The sequence below is a fragment of the Chitinophaga horti genome (assembly GCF_022867795.2).
GTDB classification, from domain to species: domain Bacteria; phylum Bacteroidota; class Bacteroidia; order Chitinophagales; family Chitinophagaceae; genus Chitinophaga; species Chitinophaga horti.
Genome location: NZ_CP107006.1, coordinates 2,292,908 through 2,315,093, shown reverse-complemented (window position 1 = coordinate 2,315,093; position 22,186 = coordinate 2,292,908). Strand labels below are relative to the sequence as shown.

Below are 22,186 nucleotides of genomic sequence, written 5' to 3'. Positions count from 1 at the left end.
TAAAAATACAAAACATTTCGCGGAGTGCACCGCAGTCACCGGTTCTTAGGCAGCGTCATTCGTTGAGCCGAGTATATACCCGACTTTCCGCTGAAATAATAAGCGGTAAAACAAGCAATGGCAAAATGCAGGATGTGTTGTGTGCCGAATAACTCTGCGCCCATCAGCGTACAGGCAACCGGCGTATTGGTTGCTCCTGCAAACACCGCAATGAAACCCAGTGCGGCGAACAGATCGACCGGGGCGCCCATCATCACGGCCAGTGTATTGCCTAACGTGGCACCGATAAAAAATAATGGCGTTACCTCGCCTCCTTTGAAGCCCATCGCCAGGGTGATGACCGTAAACACGATCTTCCACAACCAGCTGAACGTATCGGCGCCGCCTGTATGAAAAGCAGCTGTGATGCCGGGTATCCCTAAACCAATGTAGTCACGGGTGCCGACTATCCAGCAAAGAACGATGATTGATGTACCCCCGACAACCGGAATGAGCCAGCCCGGTTTGATGAAACGGGCCGCCTGTTGCTTCACCAGGTGCATGAGGGTGGAGAAAAGACGGGCCGCCAGTCCGGAACCAGCCCCCATCAGGATCACTTTTCCCAATAACAGGAAGCCGGCCAGACCCAAATCTTTTACAAACGGTGTGGTCACCAGGTACTGCGTGTGGTGTATGCCCCATTCGGAACAAACAATATCCGCAAACACACTGGCTGCCAGGCAGGGTACCAGGGCGTCGTAACGCATCATGCCGACCGCCAGTACTTCCATCGCAAATACCGCCCCGGTAAGTGGCGTACCAAACACCGCCCCAAAGCCGGCAGCGATGCCGCACATCAGCAACATGCGACGGTCTTCGGCTTTCAGCTTAAACAGGCGGCTCAACCAGTCCGACATGCTCCCGCCAATTTGCACCGCCGTGCCTTCGCGACCGGCAGAGCCGCCGAATAAATGGGTGATCACCGTAGTGGCCAATACCAGCGGCGCCATGCGGAAAGGCACGCCCGCACCAGGTTGATGAATTTCTTCGAGTACGAGATTATTGCCTGCCTCGGCATTTTTGCCAAGTTTTTTATACAAAAAGTAGATACCGACACCGGCGAGTGGCAGCAGGTATAACAGCCAAGGCTGATCGTGGCGCGTAGCCGTAGCAACATCCAGCAGCCATAGGAACAGCGCCACCAGCGATCCTGCGAGAACGGCTACGGGGATGGACAGCAACGTCCATTTGACTAAATAAGTAAGCAGTGCGATGGTTTGCTTCATGATAAATAACACGACCCGTACGCGGGCCGGTCGCAAATTTACGCACTAATGGAGTATTTAGTATCTTAGAGGCCTAATCCAACAGCTTATGTCCATATCAACGCAGGAAGAATTAATAGGAATGCAGAAGATCAGTGACGCGGTAGGAAAAACCCTGAGCCAGATGAGAGCTTATGCGCGTCCTGGCATGACCACCAAAGAACTTGACGAATACGGCGGAATGCTGCTAGAGCAGTACGGCGCGAAATCGGCTCCGAGGCTCACCTACGGCTTTCCCGGCTGGACCTGCATCAGCGTAAATAATGAAATTGCCCATGGCATGCCTTCGGACAAAACTGTTTTACAGGAAGGCGATCTGATTAATGTAGATGTATCGGCCGAACTGGAAGGCTTCTGGGCCGACAATGGCGGGTCGTTTATATTGGGAGAAGACATTCACCAGCACACCAAATTGGTGGAAGCTTCAAAATACATCCTGCACAAAGCCATCCACAGCATCCGCGGTGGTGTACGCATCGCAGAAATCGGGAGGCTGATCGAAAACGAAGCGCGTAAAGCCGGCTACCGTGTTATTAAAAATCTTACCGGACATGGCGTAGGCCGCGCCCTGCACGAGGAACCACACGAAATTGCCTGCTTCTATGACCGTTTCAATCGCCAGCGCTTTACGAAGAACAGCGTTGTCGCCATCGAAACCTTCATCTCCACCAAAGCCGCCTACGCCTACACCCAGGCCGACGGCTGGACGCTGAAAGCGCGTGACGGCAGCTTCGTCGCCCAACACGAACACACCATTGTGGTGACAGATGGCAAACCGCTCATTCTCACCGAATCGAACGGTATCTGGAATTAATATCTTTTATGGATTATAAACTTCGGGGCATCATAGTGTGAAAGCTGTGTATGCCCCGAAGTGTTTTTAAAAGAAGGTCATCTTACATCTCTATGGTTCCCACAGCGAACCTGCTATTGATATTGACGGGGTTTATTTTTTTGATGACAAAGGCGCGGATGCCGTTGCCGGTACCTTTTCATGATGCTACCTGTTCTGCCTCCGCAGGCCATACGCACCCAAACAGCAATAGTGTTTACCTGTTGCTCGATCAGCATGGCAACCTCTGGAAAGCGGCAGACCGTAGCTGGGTGAGCGTTTTCAATATCACCGACCAGCATATTACGCTGCTGGCAGATGCGCGGACGCCTTTCTTGCACGTGCATCAACTCATGAAAGCCCTGAAAGAAAAGAAAGTCTACAGGCTGCGCCTGTTGCTGAGGGAAGCTTAATACCCCTCATCTACCAACTCCTTATTGATCATCGCCCCCGCCTTCGTACCGCCTGCAACGGCAGCGGCTACACTGCGCATCATCGTTGTGTTATCGCCGGCAGCATACACGCCAGGCACATTCGTCTTCGAAAAGAAATCTACCACGATAAACCCATGTTCATCCAGCTGGCAGCCCAATGCTTCGGGGATCGGGCACTTCTGGTGCATGGGGATTTTGGCGTAGAGTGCCTCCAGGGGCAAGGTGGTCGTGTCTTTGAAAACGATGCGTTTTATAACGCCGGCAACATGCTCCACGGCGGCTATCGGCTGCTCGTTGATGCTGATGCCTTTGGCGGCGAGCTTCGTTGCCTGCCCGGGCTGCAATGTGGACGGGCCGTTGGTGAAGATGGTGAGTTTGTCGGTCCAGTTGCGGATCAGCTTACCGAACTCGAAAGCCATATCGCCGTTGGCGAGTATGCCGGTGTTTAAGCCGCGTATTTCGTAGCCGTGGCAGTATGGGCAGTGCACCGCCGTAATTCCCCAGCACTCGGCAAAGCCGGCAATGTCGGGCATTACGTCTTTCATACCGGTGGCGAAAAGTATCTTTTTAGCTTCGAGCTGCTTACCAGCAGCGGTAGTAACTGCAAAACCCTCACCGGAAGGCTGCACGTCGGTGACAATGTCCGTAAGAAATTGCACGGTAGGATAGGCGGCCACCTGGGCGCGCGCCTTTTGTGCAATGGCAGCGGGTGTTTCACCGTCCTGCGTGATGAAATTATGGGAATGTGGTGTTTGCCGGTTGCATGGATCGCCACCGTCGATGACCAACACGTTACGGATCGCCCGGCCAAGTGCCATGGCGGCTGAGAGACCGGCGTAGCTGCCGCCGGCAATAATTACTTCATATTGCTGCATGATGCAAATATAGTTAAATGCAATGTTGTTGCAAATAAATCTATTGCTTCTTTGGTAGCTTATACGATTCGTGCTGCCTGGCGTAACGTCGGTAGTACTTTTTGTTCTTTTTGATACCGGCACTGGCCAAGAGTCCGCGCAAAGTACTTTTGATCCAGTAGTTCAGGAACAGCTTCTGCGGATCGCGATCAAAGAAGATGTAGGCTTCCTTACTATTCCTGCGGTTGAGCACGATGGAGTTGGCGGCCCAGTTTTTCAGCCGCGTAAATAAGCCGTTACGGCTTGTATCAGGTAAGGAGAGTAACCGTACCCGCAAATCCTTGTACACGAAGTGCATGACACCTTCGGCCGCATACTTGTTACCATACAGGTGGTAATGTAAAGTGTCCGCCTCGCCCTTACTCACGCTAATAGCGGCCAGCGGGGTGGTGATGTGCGAGAGGTGCGGCAGGTGCATGGGTGACACGGATACATCCATTGTAAATCCGGCGAGCGAATCGCTGTAGGATTCACTGTAGTACAGGCGGCGTATCTGGTTATTGAACAGTTGCAACTGTGCCTCCAGGATGAGGCTGTCTTGCCCGGCAGGCTGCCTGTTACCGGCGTTGCGCGCCAGCAGCGTGATATGTTCGACGGGTATGTGGCTGGTCATTTTTGTTTTCGGGGAAGTTTCCTTTGTTACGACCAGCGCATCGTTAATCAGCAGCGAATCTGCATGAAAGGGCACGCCCACACGTGCCAGTAATTGGGTGAGCATGGGCTTATCAGGTCCAGGCGGCAGTGGCTTGCGTTTATCCTTCGCCGTGGTAAACTGTACGCCGTCCACCGCCACTTTGCGAACCTGCCAGGCGCTGTCGCGTTCGTGCAGACCAGCCATGGTAATTTTGCTGGTCTGTAAAGCAAGATAGGGCACCTGGTAAGCCTGTGCGGCCACGAACGTTTCTTCATTGGTATGCGGTGCCATTGCGAGACTATCGATCTGCAGCACTTCGCCGTTCTTCGTCCAGTGAATGTTGTTTACATGTGCCGCCCGTTCTTTATTACGCCAGTCCACCGGCCCCGTTTCGAAGCTGGCCTTATCGAGAAAGGCGGCCCAGTTAATGGGTTTACCAGGAGCGTACCGGAAACCGGGATAGTGTAACTGACCTGTCATCGGCCCCACGCTCAACGCGGTGCTGTCAGGCTTTTCAAGCTGAAAGGCTACATCCTTCCAGTCGGCGCCCAGCGTCGTAAGCAGGGAGTGATCTGTACTAAGTACACCGTTGCTCAGCTGAATACTCGCCGTGCCGGCGCCACCCTGCATATATTGTCCGTTCAGTTGTATGGTGGAAAGATCTACTTCCAGCAAGCCATAGGATAATGCTTTTCGTTGCCCGGGAGTAGTGACAAGTCGCTGTAACCGTGCATTCAGGCCGGCTTGCAGCGACAGGCTATCGTTGCCCTGGAAGGAGAGGAGGCCGTTGCGGACGAGCATTCGTTCTACAGATAAATCCACGGGTATTTTCAGGTCTCTACTTGCTTTGGCGTTCGCCGGGCCGCTGCTCAACTTAACCACAGGCGCACTTGCCTGCATGTCGGCAACGCGTATCTGTCTGGCACCGGTGGAACGTAAATCGCCATGGAAGCGTAATTCCGGTAATGTGATGTCGGCCGTATGTGTCGTTACATGCGCCTGGCTCATCACACTCTCGCGTCGGGTATCCAGCGAAAGCCTGTCTACCTTCGCCTGCATATTTTCACTGTTAAAGCGGATGCCGGTTACTTGTCCGCGCGCCCGTTCCCACAGCAGGTATTGCTCTTCCGAGGATAGCTCGTCTACATATAGGCGGTTAACGTTAAATACTAACTGGCTGTTTTCTGCCAGTGCCCCATCGAAAATCACCTGTTCAATACCTGTTTTATGAATACGTACAAAAGGCATGGCCTTCTTTGCATTGCGGGTAGGGCGGCGCCCTACGTCAACCGCCACCTTGCGGATGTGAATGGAGTCGGCGATGATATTATTATCCTGCTGAAACGCATCCCAGTTCAGGTTGAGCCAGTACACCTGCTGGGCATTCAGGTGAATATTAGCCCCTAATTCCATATCGAGCGCGCCGATATAAGTTGTACCTTCCACACCGTTGATGCGCATGTCTTTAGCCTGCAGCGCAAGTTTGGGAAAGTTCACGCTGATGCGGTCTACGTCAAATTGAAGAATGGATTGTTTAATATTGATCAGCGAATCACTTTGTAATAGCTGGCTAAGTAGAATGTTGGCATTGATGCTGGCGATTACGGCCTTCTGTCGCACGCCGGGCTGGTACTCTACCCGGCCGTCTGTTACCCGAAATCTTGTTACTTTAATCAGTTCGCTTACGCCATTCAGGGTTTGATACACGCCGGAAATGTTGACGGTGCTGTCGCCGGGTTTCTTCGATTTTTTATTGGAATAGAATTTTATCCTTGGTGATTCGAGAATTGCTTCTTCTGCATGCAGGCGGCGCATGATCAGGTCTTCGAGGCTGAAATTATTCAAACGCAGATGGGGGGCTGTGAAGGACAATCCTTTTTGCTGGTTGTTTTTCTCCGTAGGCGTGAACTCCGCATGCCGGAACACAATATCCTGCCGGTTCAGCGAAAATTCATCGATAGTAAGTTTGTACAGGCTGTCGGCCGTATAAAAGTTGATGCCTTTCAGCCGTAAGTCCACACTATCCGTGGTGATGTGCGGTTTTGTTTCATTTTGCACGTTGAGGTTATAGATCTTCAGGCTGGTACGTTCTGTCACATAACCGGCTTCCTGGGTGGAGTCATAGTTCATCCGAACCTGGCCTTCGCGCACATCTACATATTTCAGGTTGATGCCTTTAAACATCTTACTTATCGTTTGCCGTACGATGGAGCCTGTATCTGCCTTCTGGCGCTCTCTTTTACCATTGCGCGGCGAAAGGGTGATCACCGGGTGGTAACAAATGATCGTATCCAGCAACAGCATGTCTCTTTCATAGATCGCTGCCAGGTCATGCCCTTTGAAAAATAGTTTATCGGCGCTGAGCGTAACGCCTGGTTGCCCGTTTTGGGGAGCGGTTGTCACCATACAGGAATCGGCCTCAAAAAACTGGTTACTGCTGGAAAAATGCAGGCGCCGGAATTTGATCTCCTTCACACCTCCCGCCATGAGCCAGTGTTGGTCGGTAATACTCAGGTCAATGTCATCGGCAAAAAGGAAACGGTTGTCGGTACTATCGTCGCTGCCTACATTGCTCGCCGTGAGGTTAATCTGGCTGCTGCGGAAGGGCGGTCCCGGTGTGCTGGTATAACTGAATGCACCATTGTGCAGGTTGAGCCGCCGTACGTGCAGCTGTTTCATGGTATTACGCATCACGCGGAATATTTCCGAGGCCTGCAGCGTAACAGAAGAGCGCCGCGCTGCCCGGGCGGCCGCGATCGTACTGACGTCGGGGAGTTGTATGCTCAGACTGTCGACATACACCTGCCGGTGAAAGATCAGTTCTTTCCAGGATTGTATGGCCAGGTACACTTCGGGGATTTTTACCTGGTGGCGGGTAACGGCGTCGCCGGTGTCAGTGGCCATCACGGAGGCATTCTTCAGGCGGATGTTCTTTTTCCAGATAGAAAAGTCCACATCTTCCGCATCGAAATGGTATTTACCGCCGGATTCCCGCTCTACGAGTACCTGTATCACTTCCCTGAAGCGATATTCGATTACATAATAAAGTAGCAAACCAACAACCAGGCGGATGCCCACGAGGATAAGCAGAACTTTGATCCATTTTTTCTGACGCGCGCTGAGCTTCATGTATAAAGTACTGGTATTAAGGCCGCTATAAATTTACCTGTAAATAACGTTTCGGCCATGTAATAGTTTAAGAGCAGCGGATTTTTTCCTGCACATGTTCAATGCGTGACGGCCTGCTACCTTTGTATTGTTAACTACAAAAGGCACACCAAAGCCCCCAATACCTATGAAATAGCCGCCAGGCCCTTCATTCATTGTTGTCAAGGCGCCCCGCCCTACGGTGGGGCTTCCTTTTTACGGTAAGCGCTATTTCGTACATTTACCGGCGAAATCCCTATTATTACATTTAGTTTAACCGAACAGCATAAGTGATGTCAACAGAAATGATCAAACAGCTATTGGAGGCCCTGCAGTTTTCGCCGGAGAATGTGCCATTAAGGATGCATGTAGCGCAGGTGCTGTTCCAGGGAGCGGATTACACGCAGGCGGAGGAGCAATACCGGAAAGTGCTGGAACTGCAGCCGGATAACAGGGACGCACAAATGGGGCTGGCCCGTACTTTTTACCAGCAGCAAAAATATTCAGCCGCTGTCATCGTGCTGGAACAACTTGAAGGCCAGGACCCCAACAACTTCGACGCGTTGCTGCTACACTGCCGCACGCTGGTAAAGGAAAATCATCTGAACGATGCCCGCGACATATACCAACACCTGCTTCAGCTCAATCCCGGTTTTCGTGATGAGCCGCTGGACGGACTGTTTCGCGCTGCACAAGGCGGCGCGCAGGAAATGGACGAGGACGATGAGGAAATGGGAGAACGGTTGTTCATGCTCGAAAAACCGGAAATCAACTTTTCGGACGTAGGTGGCATGGAACGCGAAAAGAAAGAGATCGAACTGAAAATCATAAAACCACTGCAATTCCCCGACTTGTTCAAAGCTTACGGCAAAAAAGCCGGTGGGGGCATTTTGTTATACGGTCCGCCGGGTTGTGGTAAAACCTACCTGGCAAAGGCCACGGCCGGACAAATCAACGCCGAATTTATCAATGTAGGTATTCATGACGTGCTGGACATGTGGGTGGGGAATAGCGAGAAGAACCTGCATTCTCTTTTCGAGATGGCGCGTCAGAATAAACCCTGCGTGTTGTTTTTCGATGAAGTGGATGCGCTGGGCGCCAATCGTACCTCGATGCGCAACAGTGGGGCCAGTCACCTCATCAACCAATTTCTTTCCGAAATGGATGGTATAGCCGCCGATAACGAGAACGTCCTGATCATCGGCGCTACCAATGCACCCTGGCACCTGGATGCGGCGTTTCGCCGTCCCGGGCGTTTTGATCGCATCATTTTCGTAGAGCCGCCCGAGCAGCAGGGCAGGGAAGATATTTTAAAGATCCACCTGCGCGATAAGCCAGTAAAAGATATTGATTTTGTCGCACTGGCCAAAGCCTCCGCAGGCTTCTCCGGCGCCGACCTGAAATGTGTGATCGACGTAGCCGTGGAAGAAAAGCTGATGGAAGCATTGAATACAGGCACGCCGCTGCCCGTAACACAGAAAGAACTGGCCAAGGCCGTAAAGAATCATAAGGCCACTACGCGCGAATGGTTTAACGCCGCCCGCAACTACGCCCTGTACTCAAACGAAGCAGGGTTATACGACGACGTATTAAAGTATCTCAACATCAAGAAATAGGACATGTCAGCTTTATTAGAGCGCGCTGGCATACTCGTGCAGCAAAGCCGGTACAGCGACGCGATCAAAACTTTACACCAACACCTCTACGAACACTCCACCGACACGGAGGCGCTTTATCTGCTGGCATTATGCCATTTGCAGATGGATGCGCACAATGAAGCGGAAGAAGTGATCGAGAACGCATTGTCCATTTCACCAGACGACGACCGTTTCTTTTACCTGAAGGCGCGTGTATTAACCGACCGGAAGGAATTTAAGAAAGCGGGAGAGATGATTTCTGAAGCGGTGTCTTTGAACCCCGTGGTGCCCCACTACTATGGCGTCTGGAGCCAGATATTACTGCTACAGCGCAACTATGCAGGCGCGCAACGCAAAGCCGAAGAAGGCCTGGCGTTCGACCCGGAAGATCAGTTATGCCTGAACATGCGTTCGCACGCGCTGTATAGTCTTAACCAGAGAGAAGATGCCTTTTCCGGATTACGCACTGCGCTGGAAAAGAACCCGGAAAACGCTTACACCCATGCCAATATGGGCTGGAAGTACCTGGAGTCGGGCCGCCACAACGAAGCGCTGGATCACTTCCGCGAAGCCCTCCGACTGGACCCGAACCTGGATTGGGCAAGGAACGGCATGGTGCAGGCGATCAAGTCGAAATACTGGTTGTACCGCATCTTCCTGAAATATAACTTCTTTATGGCCCGACAGAGCGGTCGTATGCAGATCGCAATCATACTGGGCATTTACGCATTAAGTCAGCTGGCCAATCATTACGTATGGCCATTGTATATCTTCCTGACTATACTGGTATTGTCTACCTGGCTGATCGGGCCGGTGAGCAACCTTTTCCTGCGCTTTAATACTTACGGCCGCTATTTGCTGAGCCCGAAAGAAATGAAAATATCCGAAGCCGTTGGTGTATTACTGGGCACCGCTGTGGTAAGTGGCATCCTGTATGGCGCGTTGGGCCTGGCTTCTGCGCTGGCGCTTTGTGTAACCGCCGCCATGCTCACCCTGCCTGTGGCCACGATGGAATCGCCGGAGAAACCGCGTAACCGTTGGATATTGCGGGGTATTACGATAACGATCGGTGTATTGGGACTGGCGGGCGTACTCGTCGCCATCCTGTCTGGGACTGAGTTGAGTTATCCGCTGATGGGCGCCATCATCCTCACTTTTGCGTATCAATGGGTGGCAAATGTGATCGCGATGAAGGAAAGATAGATAATCCGTAGTTTTGCAAAATGACACATCTTCATATCAAAAATATGGTTTGTGACCGGTGCATTATGGTCGTAGAACAGCAGTTAAAGGCTGTAGGCATCGGTTACAGCAAGGTGCAACTGGGCGATGTGGCGTTGGAATCAAATCCTTCTCCTGCGGAGATGAGCAGCCTGCACGAGCGGTTGTCTGCATTAGGTTTCGAATTGCTGAACGACCGGCGCAGCACGCTGGTGGAGAAGATCAAAAATATCATCATCCGCCTTATTCATCATACAGATGGCGAAGAAGTGAATACCAAGTTGTCTGTCATATTAGCGGAAGAGCTGCACATGGACTATCACTACCTGAGCAGCCAGTTTTCTGCTGCGGAAGGTGTTACCATTGAGAAATACGCTATTCAGCAACGCATTGAAAAGGCAAAGGAGCTACTCGCTTACGGACAACTATCATTGAGTGAGATCGCTTATGCCCTTGGCTACAGCAGTGTGCAGCATCTTTCACAGCAATTTAAAAAAGTGACGGGGCAAACGCCTTCGCAATACAAAACAGCACCGCTGACGGGGCGTATGCCGCTGGACAAAGTCTGAATTTTATACAACTTACACCGATAAATATAACAGGTTCGTTCGGAGCCCGGCGTAACTTTGCGCAAAACCTGGTTAACCATGGCCCAACACCTGATCAAAGAGACCTTTCCCGTATTAGAGATGAGCTGCGCTGCCTGTGCGGCAAGCGTGGAATCCACCCTGAAGGCCTCGGCCGGGGTAAAGGATGCGGGCGTGAACTTCGCTAACCAGGATGCCTGGGTGATGTACGACGACCGGCAAACCAATCCCGAAACATTACAGGCGGCCATACGCAGTGTAGGCTACGATTTGCTGATTGATACCGAAGATCGCGAGGAGAAACAGGCCGCGCTGCAAAAAGCGCATTATCAGCAGTTGAAACAACGCACCTGGTGGGCCATCGCCCTATCGTTTCCCGTAGTGGTGATCGGTATGTTTTTTATGAACATGCCTTACGCTAACTGGATTATGCTGGCATTGAGCAGTCCCGTGGTAATATGGCTCGGCCGCGGTTTCTTCGTGAATGCCTGGAAGCAGGCCCGCCATGGCAAAGCCAATATGGATACACTGGTGGCGTTGAGTACGGGCATCGCTTACCTCTTCAGCCTGTTTAATACGCTTTATCCGCAATACTGGCACCAGCGCGGTTTACACGCACATGTGTACTTCGAGGCAGCTGCCGTGATAATTGCTTTTATCTCTCTTGGTAAACTGATGGAAGAGCGTGCCAAATCCAACACTTCGTCTGCCCTTAAAAAATTAATGGGCTTACAACCTAAAACGGTGCTGCGCGAACAGGCCGACGGCAGTATGGTGGAAGTAGCTATCAGTGATGTGAAAGTAAATGACATATTACTCGTAAAACCCGGAGAAAAAATCCCCGTAGATGGCGCGCTTGTAGCCGGCAGCTCTTACGTAGATGAGAGTACGATTACCGGTGAGCCGATAGCCGCCGCAAAAACCCAGGGCGATAAAGTATTTGCAGGAACACTTAACCAGCAGGGCAGTTTTCGCATGAAGGCCGAAAAGGTTGGCGCTAACACGGTTCTCGCACAAATCATCAAAATGGTGAAAGAGGCCCAGGGCAGCAAAGCACCTGTGCAGCAACTGGCTGATAGAATCGCAGGCATCTTCGTACCGGTGGTAATGGGTATCGCCGTGCTTACGTTCGGCTTGTGGATGATACTTGGCGGCGACCACGCCTTTACGCATGCGCTGCTGGCGGCGATCACTGTACTCGTAATCGCCTGTCCCTGTGCGCTTGGACTGGCCACACCTACGGCGATCATGGTGGGCGTGGGCAAAGGCGCAGACCACAACATACTGATACGCGATGCTGAAAGCCTCGAAAATGCAAGAAAAGTGAATGCGGTGATCCTTGATAAAACGGGCACTATCACCGAAGGCCGGCCAGTCGTTACGGACTTGACCTTCCAGGACGAACGTTATAAAAGTTTACTGCTGGCGATGGAGTTACAATCCGAACATCCCCTTGCCTCCGCACTGGTGAAGCGCCTGGAACAGGAAGGCGTCCGGCCTGTAAAACTGGATAACATGGAAAGCATTACCGGTAAAGGCGTGCAGGCGACTTACGAAGGTATTACCTATAAAGCCGGCAACAGTCAACTGATTACGCCGGATGCAGCTTCAGCGAAGATAGCCGCCAGCTGGCAGCAGGAAGCGAAAACGGTCATCTATTTTTCCGCAGATGAGAAGGTAGTGGCGATGGCCGCTATTGCCGATAAGGTGAAAGAGCGTTCTGCACAGGCGATTGCCACCTTACAATCACAGGGAATCGAGGTGTATATGCTTACTGGTGACAATGCCGCTACGGCTGCGGCTGTAGCTAAACAGACGGGCATTCGCCATTACGAAGCGGAAGTGTTACCGGCCCGTAAAGCTCAGTTCGTGCAGGAATTACAGGCGGCGGGCAAAGTGGTAGCCATGGCAGGAGATGGCATCAATGATAGCCAGGCCTTGGCGCAGGCAGACGTGAGCATTGCCATGGGCAAAGGCTCCGACATTGCGATGGACGTAGCGAAAATGACGCTCATCACTGCTGACCTGAACAGCATTCCCAAGGCGCTCGCATTATCGAGGGCGACAGTCCGTACGATCCGCCAGAATCTTTTCTGGGCGTTTATTTATAACCTGATTGGCATCCCGCTTGCGGCAGGCATCCTGTATCCTGTAAATGGTTTCCTGTTAGATCCGATGATCGCAGGAGCGGCCATGGCGCTTAGTTCGGTGTCGGTAGTCAGCAATAGTCTTTTACTTAAAATCAAACAGATATGAACAGTATGAAATTCAAAACAAATCTCAAGTGCGGCGGCTGCGTAGCGACCGTTACACCGTTCTTAGATAAACTGGTAGGACACGATCACTGGCAGGTAGACCTGGCCGATGCGCAAAAAACACTGACCGTAGACGTGGAGAAGGCAAGTGCGGAAGAAGTAGAGAAAGCGGTGCAGGAAGCGGGATTTAAGGCGGAGAAATTATAGGGAAATGGAATTGGCGATTCATTTACAAGGACTTATAGCTAAATAGGGGCGGCCGGATCAACGATTGTAAACTTTTTTTACAAAAACCGACAGTGCAGGATGGTTAAGTAATAATAAACATGTATCTTGCTAATAGAATTACAAGCCGTTTAGCCTATTCATATATTTTCCACGTTATGAAAACGGCTGTTTTACTTCCACCACCTTCGCGTCAGTTTAATCACATTTAACATATACCATAAACTTATTTCTATAAAAGAGAGGGCCGGCGCATTACACGCCGGCCCTTGTTGTATGGCATAGATGATGGAAAACTACTTGTTCCCTTCAGACAGTGGCAGCGGCATTTGCTCCCACACGTCGTCTTTAGCACGGTCTTTCGGCAATTCCTGCAGGCGGCCATATCTTCTCATATCAATCCAGCGGTGACCTTCCCCGAATAAGGAGAACCGGCGCTGTTTGAGCATTTCATTGATCAGCGCATCTTTGGTCATCGCCTCCCCGTAATTTGCCAGCTTATGCCAGGTGCGTACGGTGTTAAGCGCATCGCGGCCTTCGTTGAGCTCGTTCAGCTGAATTTTGCTTTCGGCATACAGCAATACCAGCTCTTCGTTACGGATAATCGCCACCGGATCTACATCACTGCGGTACAGCCAGAAGTCGTGGGTACCCGTCAAACCGCCGCTGGTTACAGCATTGGTACGAAGTGAGGCCTTGCCGATGCGATCGTCGCCAGGTGCAATATCAGTAATGTATGATGGATGCACCAGCCGGATCTCACCGTTTTGGTTCCTGGGATAGTACAGCGGATTACGCACGTCGCCCGATGCCACGGCATATACGTGGTAAGCGCCTTTTTGCGGTTCGTTCTGCAAATCGAGGAAAGAAGCGGCAAGCGCCGTCTGCACATCTGCCCATCTTTCACGGTAAGCCGCAACACGGGCTGCCAATGCACGGTTGAATTTGCGGAACCCTTCCGGATCGTCAAGGCCCTCGAAGCCACCAGACAATTCAAACAGGAACTCGGCATCTGCCAGTTGCGTATTCGCTTCGTCGAGCAGGGTGGCGATATCTTCCAAAGCTTTATCCTTGGTAACGATGGGGCCGAGTTTGCGATAATCCTTTACATCTGTACGGATGCCGTTTCCGTAGGTCAGGTTCAGGTTCAGCAACAGCTGATAGGCCACGATGGTTTTTGCAAAAGCATAGTAGCCGTTGCGCGCCGCGTCGGTGGTGAGGAAGGTGGAGTTTTTAGTGCCTTCCAGCAGCAGCGTTGCATTTCGTACCGCACTGTAGCGGTACACCCAGGGACGGTTCACATAAAACGACTGGTTGTCAAGCGGCAGGTCATTCAAACCAAGAATTTCACCCGTCCACCTTGACTCGGAGCCGGAGAAGCGGTACAGCTCGCGGCCCACCACACTTACCGTTTCGATATACAGGTCAACGTCCGGGCGCATGGCCGATTCCGTACCGGTTACCAGGTTATTTAATTCAGACACAGTTGGATTCCTGATGATCTGGTCCATCGTGGGCGCGTTCGGGTTATCGATCGCGTTTTTATTACAGGCCGACAAAAAAGCGGCCGCACTCATCATCGATATCGTAATTAGTTTCTTCATGTTGCAGCGTTTAGAAGTTAAAAGCAAGATGGAACTGCAGGCGTTTAGTAGCCGGGTAAGGGGTTACGTCTACACCGGTAGAAAAACCGGTACCGAAGTTGGAAACTTCCGGATCATACCCTTTGTACTTGGTCCAAGTGAAATAGTTATTGGCAGAAGCGCCCAGCGTAATACCTTCCACAAACTTCATCTTTACCGGCAGGCGGTAAAAGATGCCCAGCTCACGTAAACGCAGGTACGTAACGTCCTGTACGTACGCCGCAAAAGTGTGGGGACGGTATTGGCCAAGGGTTTCATCTTCTGTTGCTTTTACGTCATAGTCAGCACTGGTACCGCCGAGGTCATACAGCAGTTGCGTAAGGTTTACGTTGCTGCCGCCTTTTTTCCAATGGAAAAGGAAACGCACGCTCAGGTTTTTGAACAACGTGAGTTCGTTGAACCAGTTCGCCTGGAAGTCAGGCTCCGCATCACCTACTTTAGCAGTGGTGCCGTCTTCGTCTACCACCGCAATAATTTGCGTAGCCGCCTGTCCTTCTTCGATAAAGAAAGTGCCATAAGAAGAACCAAAGGAGCCGCCTGGGTCAAACGCAGGTACGTTCAGTTCTTTTACTTTGGAGCGGTTAAACCAGAAGTTTACGTTGGAACCCCAGCGCACATTCCTGGTATTCACCGGGATGGTGCGTAAGCCTAACTCCAACCCACGGTTTTGCAGTTTACCGCCGTTAACCCACTCTACAGAAAAACCAGTAGAACCGGGAGGTTCGGCTTGTAACAGCATATTGCGGATCACCTTATTGTAATAAGTGGCTTCAAGCGAGATGCGGCCGTCGAGGAAGCTCACGTCCACACCGCCTTCCAGCTCTGTTTGGCGCTCTGGTTCGATCTGGTTGTTGCCCAACACGTAGTTGATCGCAGAACCAGGTTTGCCGCCGATGTTGCTGCCCGTGAGCGTGGTAAAGCGGCTGCCGAAAGTGGGCAGACCGTTGCCCTCGCCATAAGCCAGACGAACTTTCAGGTCGCTGAGAATGTTGCTGCTCCAGTCGCCTGTTTTCGTGATGTTCCACGCCAGGTTCGCTTTGGGGAACAGGTAGTATTGTTCATGGTCACCGTTGTTGGTCGATTTGTCGAAACGTACACCCGCAGTAAAGTTCAGGAACTCTTTGATCGCGACCTCTTCCTGAACGAATACCCCGTCGTTGCGGAAGCTGGTACGGCTTTGCGTAACATCGATCGCGCCCGCCTGGTCTAAGCTGGTTTGTTCGCCGATCAGCTGCGAAGCCACATTCAGAATCGGTCGAAGCTGCCGGTTTCGTGCGTTAGACCTACGGTGCTGGTGAACGAAAGATTGTTTTTAGTATTAATGGTGTTTACCAGGAAAGCAGACCAGTTGGTAAACATGTTATTGGCATTACCCTGTACGTTCTGCCCCTGCGTAATCGCCTGGAACTGCAGCGACGAAGGGAACAGGAGCGCACTTTTCAGGTTATAATAATCGACACCTGCACGGCCAATGAAGCGGGTGGTAGAGCGGGCTGACTGTTGCAGGTTTGCCTCCAGGTTAATACCACCAATAAAGCGGTTCACCAGTTCATTGTTTTTCATCTTATCGCGGGTTTCCAGCGGGTTGGAAGCGGCGAATGGGTTTTCCGGGTATACACCGCCCGCATCAGGATGCAGTTGTGCAAATGATGGGGTAGAGGATAGCGCCACGCCGAACGTTGCGCCACGGTTGTCGTTGTTCGTCAGACCACGGTCGGAGGAGGAGCGGAGGTAGGTAGAAGTAACACCAATTTTTATTTTATCCGAGATGCGATGATCGATGTTGACACGCACGCTGTTATTGGCATAACCAGTGCCTTTAATGATGCCTTCTTCGTCTTTAGTACCAGCACTGAGCAGGTAAGTTGTTTTATCGCTACCGCCACTTAAACTCAGGTTGGTGTTACGGGCAAAACCATCATTGCCGTACATTTCTTTTTCGTAATCGAAAAGTTTACCAGCAGCTACGGCAGCTTTGTAATCCTCCACATCCCAGCCGGAATCTTCTACCCGCTGTTCGGTAAGTTTACGTTGGCCAAGCAGTTTGCGTACGGATATTACCCCAAGGTCCTGGTTGAGGCTAACACGCGTTTTACCTGCGCGGCCTTTTTTAGTTGTAATGATCACCACACCTGCGGCAGCCTGTGAACCATAGATCGCGGAAGCGGAAGCGCCTTTCAGGATCTCGATGTTCTCAATATCAGCCGGGTTGATGTCTGCAATCCTGCCTGCGGCATTGTCCTGCGAGGATGTAGACCCTCCCGATGCTGCACCCGTAATGGCATTCAGACCGCCCGATACGGCACGGTTGTTTACGATGATACCGTCGACTACGAACAGCGGATCGGTGTTTCCATAAAACGTGGTTACACCGCGCAGTTTAATCGCGATGCCGCCACCGGGAGCGCCGGAGTTGGCAACGATGTTGGCGCCGGTGATTTTACCGTTCAACGCTGCGTCGAATGTTTGCGCAGGTGCGGTGCCTGAAAGCTCTTTAGCGGACACCGTGGCTACTGCGTTGGCGGCATTCCTTCTTTTTACCGAAGTAGCCAGGCCTGTTACAATTACTTCATCCAGTTTGGCAATGTCTTCCTGCAGGGATACGTTCACTTCGCCGGATGCGCTCACCTTTACAGTTTGCGTTTTATAACCGGTGAAGTTGATGGTAACCGTACCATCTTCCGGGGCAACAATTTCAAATTTACCTTCAGCGTTGGTTACTGTGCCCTGTTTGCCTTTGTTAACGGTAACAGTAGCACCAGGCAGTACAACGCCATTGCGGTCGGTCACGGTCCCTGTGACCTTTTTTTGCTGGGCGTGCAGTGCGAATGAGAGCGTTAAACACAGCAACGCAAGCACTCCAGGCAGTAGTTTTCTCATTTTGGTTGTCATTTAAGGTGATTTAAATAGCGAATGCTACATTTCAGATAAAGGGCTCAACTTTTCTCATGTACGGGCATGACTGTTCTGCTATTCATTCATGGTTCCAAATGCAAAGCTATGCTGTGTGCGTTGAGGTATATTGAGTGGATCACCTATTTTTAGACCTAAGTGTTTACACGTATTAGAATCATTGCTGCATCTGCTATTATTGCACTACCCCACACTAAAAGGAAACCACAAAGTGAGCTTATGATGCCGGTTAAAATATTTTTAGCAGATGATCACCCCATTGTTATTGACGGACTGCTTTCACGCCTTGGCGATGTGCCGGGCATTGAGATAGGTTTTGCAGGAACCAGTGGCATAGCGCTTTCCGAGGCGCTTAAGACAACACAACCCGATTTGGTATTGATGGATATACAATTACAGGATGTATCCGGCATAGAGTTATGCCGCACGATCATTAAGCAATATCCGCAGGTAAAAGTGATGGTACTAACCAGCCTGGATGATGCACATTACGTACGACAAATTATTCGTAACGGGGCGTCGGGTTACGTACTGAAAAACACCAGCCATCAAACTATTTTAGAAGCGATTTACAAGATCATGGATGGCAAACAATTTCTTGATGAACAGATACAACAGAAACTGTTACACGAAGCCATCACCGGACAACGGACAAGCAGGTACGAAATTCCGTTAACGAACCGGGAGAAAGATGTATTGAGATTAATTGCGGCGGAATATAATAATCACGAAATAGCGGAGGAGTTATATATCAGTTTGCGAACGGTGGAGGCGCACCGTTTTAATATCGTGCAAAAACTGGGTGTGAAAAATACAGCGGGACTTGTGAAAGAAGCGTTAAAGCGCGGGCTCATCAAGTAAAAAAGAAAGAAGGCCGGTCTTTCGAACCGGCCTTCTTTAAAAAGGTATGAAAAAGCAAAACTTAATCAATGCGCCTTACGTTAACAGCGTTCTCGCCTTTCCTTCCTTCCTGCACTTCGAACTCTACGCGGTCGTCTGCCTGGATTTCGTGAACGAGGCCTGTTACATGCACAAAAGTCTCTTTATTAGAATCTTCATGTTTGATGAAGCCAAAGCCTTTTGTCTCGTTGAAGAACTTTACAGTTCCTGTGATTTTGTTACTCATTTCTAAAATTTATAAAATTATGCCAGCGAATGTAGGTATAATTCTTCTTCTTACCAAATTAAAACGTGATAAAGATGGGCGTTTCGGTAAGCACCAGGTTTATTTTTCCCTTCTGCACCGCCAATAGCTCCATTTCGGGCGCATCTTTTCCCTCTGCCAGCCGAAAAAGTTTCACCTGGGTGGTTTCTGCGGGTACCGATAAAGCATAGCTGATCTTGCGGCCGCTTTCGGTGGGTGAATACAGCACGTACACCTTACTTGCATTTTTGGTATATACATCTACCACCGGATCAGCACTTAAAGAAGATGTAAATACCATGTCGCCGATCAACTGGTTCGCCTGCATAAGAAAATCCAGCGCCGGGCGACGCTTACGGTTCGCTTCGTCCGCCAGGCCGGTGGTACAGAACTGGCACTCCTGTCCGGGATTATCATCAAAAAGCTGGTAAAAGAACAAGCGATCGATGCCTTTGCGCGCATACAGCAAAGCCGTGCGTAATATCCAGTCTGCCTGCGTTTGCATGATGCTTCGTCCGCCAACAGCCGGCACATGGTGCGGCGACGCCTGGTTAAGATCGTACCCCGTTTCAGTTACCCATACTTCGCGACCGCCGGCGTAGCGAAGGGAGAGATCGGTGAACTTATCTGCAATAGCGCCCAAACGTGCCGTTTCCGGCGCCATACCTCTTGTTGATTGACCATATTGTACGGAGCCGGCATCGTTCGCATACTGATGATAGTTGATCACATCAAAACACAGATCGCCGCCCCGAAATTCCTGGCACCAATCGATAATGGCGCGGATATAATCCGGCTCCGCTGCGGCAATGCCGCCGATCACAACCTGTATCGCAGAGTCGGCCGCCTTTACGCCTGTGCCTGGGCCCAGCCGTCCCTGGTCGCCGTCGTAAAAAGCAGAGAGGTTAGCTGCATATTCACGGCCTGTCTGGTAAGCCTTACGTCCCGCCCACCACTTGTCACGCTCGTTATCGCATTCGATGTAGCGGATCAGCCCAAGACCTATTTTTCGCTCATTCGCACGGGTACCCGGACCAAATTGCGGAGCGAAATCGACCTTCACCAGGTTCGGACCGACATTCGGATTGGACCCGTATCGTGCTGCATACTGAAAGATGGCGCGGGCTTGTTCCACATAAGTGTCCGGGCGGGTAAGATCTGCGCCGTAACGCGCCGGTACATTGCCATAGTCCCGGTCATTTTCGGGATACGTATTGATGATGAATGAAGGAATCGTTTTAAAGCAGGCCAGCACTTCGATATTGTCAGCCTTCAGCGCCTGGTACATCCGGTCGTAATCCCACGCACCCGAGCGCGTCGGGCTGAACGTATACTTACCCGGTGTATGTTCGATCTTTTCCCAATCCATGTAATGGCGGATGGCAGACAGTGGCTTTAACAGGTTGAACTTTGACACGTCGATCTCCCCGAATGTACTTTCATTCGCGGGGTCCTTCAGAATGTTCCATTCAAAGCCATTTACGCCTGTGAAATCCCGGAAGGGGTGTTTGCCCGGCTTATCCGCTAACGCCTCTTTTACGGGCGTATAATCGCCATAAATCTTAAATTCCGTGGGGAACAGGATGCCTTTTTGTATCACGAGGTATTGCGCGCGCACCGGCGCCTTCAGTTGCACGGTTACCCATTCGTTATATGCATCGCCGGTAAAGGTGGCGATCAACTGCTTTTTCCAGCTGCCGGGTGCGATAGCGTAGACTTTAAACGGCTTGCCTTCCGCAGTACCCATGCCATCGTAAAAACGCAGCGACGAAATGCGCACGTCCATACCTGGCGGAAACGTGTACCGGATTTCGGCCGGGTAGGTGAGCAGGTGATACTGCGGTTCCGGCCAAGTTTTCACGTCGCCATCGACCATCGCCTCCAGGTTTTTAGTGGAGCTTACCACCTGGTAAAAGCGTGCAATATCGAGCGGAACTTCTTTCTGCTGGCCAGATGCGGGCATCGCCATGAACAGGAGCTGTAAGAGGGGGAACACACATTTCATCTACCCAAAGGTAGCACTTGCAGATTTCAATTTTAATTGTATATTGCGTATAGCCTATCCTACCGTCTAAGCATTTGAAAATTGTTATTGTATCAACCGTTCCGGCTAACCACCGGCGCTATTTTCATGCTTAAACCAAAACCGAATGCCGCAGCTATTTCCTGTGGAAGTCGTCCAGAACTCCGTACATACCTGGCTTCCCAAAGTAAAGGTCCGAACGCAGGTGATTTACATCAGCGTATTATCAGCCGTACTACTTACCATTATTTTGTTACCATTCATTAAAGTAGATGTGTCTGTAAAAGCAGCCGGACTTATTCGTCCCGTTGCGGAGAAGAATGAACTACGCGCCATGGTGCCTGGTACGATCGAAGAAGTGCTGGTGACGGAGGGGCAAAAAGTGCAGAAGGGACAGGTAATCTTACGCCTGCAGGAAGATGTAAGTAAAGGCCGTTTGATACAGGCAAATTATGAAATGAGTCAGCGCGAAGCCTACATTCACGACCTGACGATTCTGGCCGGTGGCGGCGGGGGTGGACTGCAATCTGCGTTGTACAGGCAGCAGTACCAGAAGTTCCAGGCGACGTTGGCGGAACAGGCGGCCACGCTTAAAAAGCTCCGTAACGATCTCGACATCTATCACACCTTGTATGCAGATAAGGTGGTAGCGCAAAAAGAACTGCACGATAAAAAGTTTGAGTATGAACGTGTGCAAGCTGTATATAATTCTACCGTACAACAACAACGCAGCGCCTGGCAGGAAGAGCTGGGGCGTTATAAAATGGAAGCCAGCCGGCTGCAGGCCGACACAAAAGAATTGCAAAAAGAACAGGAATGGAACCTGATCAAAGCCCCGGTGAGCGGCACTTTACAGCAATTCAGCGGCCGTTATGCCGGCGGCAACGTACAAAACGGAGAGCTGCTGGGCGTTATCTCCCCCGACTCTAACCTGATTGCAGAATGTTATGTTTCCCCGCGCGATATCGCTTACCTGCGCGCAGGCATGCCGGCCAAGTTCCAGGTAGATGCGTTTAACTATAACGAATGGGGCCTGGTAGAAGGAAAGGTATTGTCGGTAGACAATGACTTCACCATGGTCGATAACCAGCCGGTATTTAAAGTGCGTTGCGCCTTTGCCAGTGCGGCCGTTGAAACCGCGCACGGCGTAAAAGGCAACCTCAAAAAGGGCATGACCCTGCAAGCCCGGTTCATTCTCACCAAACGCAGTTTGTTCCAATTGTTGTATGATAAGGCAGACGATTGGATGAATCCCAATACCAGAAAAGGATAA

At 51.1% G+C, this 22,186-nt stretch carries 17 protein-coding genes; 9 read left to right on the top strand and 8 right to left on the bottom strand.

The features are described from left to right. Positions 1–35: 35 nt before the first annotated feature. The gene (locus MKQ68_RS09375) at positions 36–1,265 is read right to left on the bottom strand and encodes a voltage-gated chloride channel family protein (RefSeq protein WP_264283065.1); all 1,230 of its coding nucleotides are present in this window, start codon (positions 1,263–1,265) and stop codon (positions 36–38) included. An 88-nt stretch (positions 1,266–1,353) separates the two neighbouring features. Here MKQ68_RS09375 and map point away from each other — a divergent pair, with 88 nt between their 5' ends. Then, positions 1,354–2,118, top strand: coding sequence for a type I methionyl aminopeptidase (gene map / locus MKQ68_RS09370; RefSeq protein ID WP_264283064.1), 765 nt, complete (start codon positions 1,354–1,356; stop codon positions 2,116–2,118). 143 nt (positions 2,119–2,261) lie between these two features. Then, positions 2,262–2,549: a hypothetical protein gene (locus MKQ68_RS09365; RefSeq protein WP_264283063.1), complete on the top strand. Its 288-nt coding sequence runs from the start codon at positions 2,262–2,264 to the stop codon at positions 2,547–2,549. Here MKQ68_RS09365 and MKQ68_RS09360 read toward each other — a convergent pair. Both MKQ68_RS09360 and MKQ68_RS09355 read right to left on the bottom strand, forming a co-directional pair. Further along, complete coding sequence (locus tag MKQ68_RS09360) at positions 2,546–3,445, bottom strand: NAD(P)/FAD-dependent oxidoreductase (RefSeq protein ID WP_255861645.1); 900 nt, start codon at positions 3,443–3,445, stop codon at positions 2,546–2,548. The genes MKQ68_RS09365 and MKQ68_RS09360 overlap by 4 nt on opposite strands. 40 nt (positions 3,446–3,485) lie before the next feature. Next, positions 3,486–7,247, bottom strand: a complete 3,762-nt coding sequence (locus MKQ68_RS09355; RefSeq protein ID WP_264283062.1) for an AsmA family protein — start codon at positions 7,245–7,247, stop codon at positions 3,486–3,488. A 311-nt stretch (positions 7,248–7,558) separates the two neighbouring features. Between MKQ68_RS09355 and MKQ68_RS09350 the strand changes: the two genes are divergently transcribed. The 5 genes from MKQ68_RS09350 (at position 7,559) to MKQ68_RS09330 (ending at position 13,172) form a co-directional block, all read left to right on the top strand. After that, positions 7,559–8,881, top strand: a complete 1,323-nt coding sequence (locus tag MKQ68_RS09350; RefSeq protein ID WP_264283061.1) for an ATP-binding protein — start codon at positions 7,559–7,561, stop codon at positions 8,879–8,881. Positions 8,882–8,884: 3 nt separating this feature from the next. Then, positions 8,885–10,105 (top strand): tetratricopeptide repeat protein, encoded by a 1,221-nt coding sequence (locus MKQ68_RS09345; protein WP_264283060.1) that lies wholly within the window; start codon positions 8,885–8,887, stop codon positions 10,103–10,105. Between the two features lie 65 nt (positions 10,106–10,170). Then, entirely contained in the window at positions 10,171–10,692 is a 522-nt protein-coding gene (locus MKQ68_RS09340) for a helix-turn-helix domain-containing protein (protein ID WP_244843656.1), read from the top strand. Positions 10,693–10,770: 78 nt separating this feature from the next. Further along, positions 10,771–12,966, top strand: a complete 2,196-nt coding sequence (locus MKQ68_RS09335; RefSeq protein WP_264283059.1) for a heavy metal translocating P-type ATPase — start codon at positions 10,771–10,773, stop codon at positions 12,964–12,966. Continuing rightward, positions 12,963–13,172: a heavy-metal-associated domain-containing protein gene (locus tag MKQ68_RS09330; RefSeq protein ID WP_264283058.1), complete on the top strand. Its 210-nt coding sequence runs from the start codon at positions 12,963–12,965 to the stop codon at positions 13,170–13,172. The genes MKQ68_RS09335 and MKQ68_RS09330 overlap by 4 nt, the downstream gene beginning before the upstream one ends. A 314-nt stretch (positions 13,173–13,486) precedes the next feature. On the opposite strand, the gene MKQ68_RS09325 is transcribed toward MKQ68_RS09330, so the two are convergent. Genes MKQ68_RS09325 through MKQ68_RS09315 form a run of 3 tightly spaced genes read right to left on the bottom strand, consistent with a single transcriptional unit; the run spans position 13,487 to position 17,713 of the window. Next, entirely contained in the window at positions 13,487–14,794 is a 1,308-nt protein-coding gene (locus tag MKQ68_RS09325) for a RagB/SusD family nutrient uptake outer membrane protein (protein ID WP_264283057.1), read from the bottom strand. A 10-nt stretch (positions 14,795–14,804) separates the two neighbouring features. Next, entirely contained in the window at positions 14,805–16,076 is a 1,272-nt protein-coding gene (locus MKQ68_RS09320; protein ID WP_264283056.1) for a TonB-dependent receptor domain-containing protein, read from the bottom strand. Positions 16,077–16,078: 2 nt separating this feature from the next. After that, positions 16,079–17,713 carry a TonB-dependent receptor plug domain-containing protein gene (locus tag MKQ68_RS09315; RefSeq protein ID WP_264283055.1) on the bottom strand — a complete coding sequence of 545 codons (1,635 nt, stop codon included), beginning with the start codon at positions 17,711–17,713 and terminating at the stop codon, positions 16,079–16,081. Positions 17,714–17,965: 252 nt separating this feature from the next. Here MKQ68_RS09315 and MKQ68_RS09310 point away from each other — a divergent pair, with 252 nt between their 5' ends. Next, positions 17,966–18,607, top strand: a complete 642-nt coding sequence (locus MKQ68_RS09310) for a response regulator (RefSeq protein WP_244843663.1) — start codon at positions 17,966–17,968, stop codon at positions 18,605–18,607. A 61-nt stretch (positions 18,608–18,668) separates the two neighbouring features. Here the strand turns inward: MKQ68_RS09310 and MKQ68_RS09305 are convergent, their stop codons facing one another. Further along, positions 18,669–18,872, bottom strand: coding sequence for a cold-shock protein (locus MKQ68_RS09305; protein WP_244843664.1), 204 nt, complete (start codon positions 18,870–18,872; stop codon positions 18,669–18,671). 58 nt (positions 18,873–18,930) lie between these two features. Beyond that, positions 18,931–20,895, bottom strand: a complete 1,965-nt coding sequence (locus MKQ68_RS09300) for a hypothetical protein (RefSeq protein ID WP_264283054.1) — start codon at positions 20,893–20,895, stop codon at positions 18,931–18,933. A gap of 145 nt (positions 20,896–21,040) precedes the next feature. Here MKQ68_RS09300 and MKQ68_RS09295 point away from each other — a divergent pair, with 145 nt between their 5' ends. Further along, the gene (locus tag MKQ68_RS09295) at positions 21,041–22,186 is read left to right on the top strand and encodes an HlyD family secretion protein (protein ID WP_264283053.1); all 1,146 of its coding nucleotides are present in this window, start codon (positions 21,041–21,043) and stop codon (positions 22,184–22,186) included.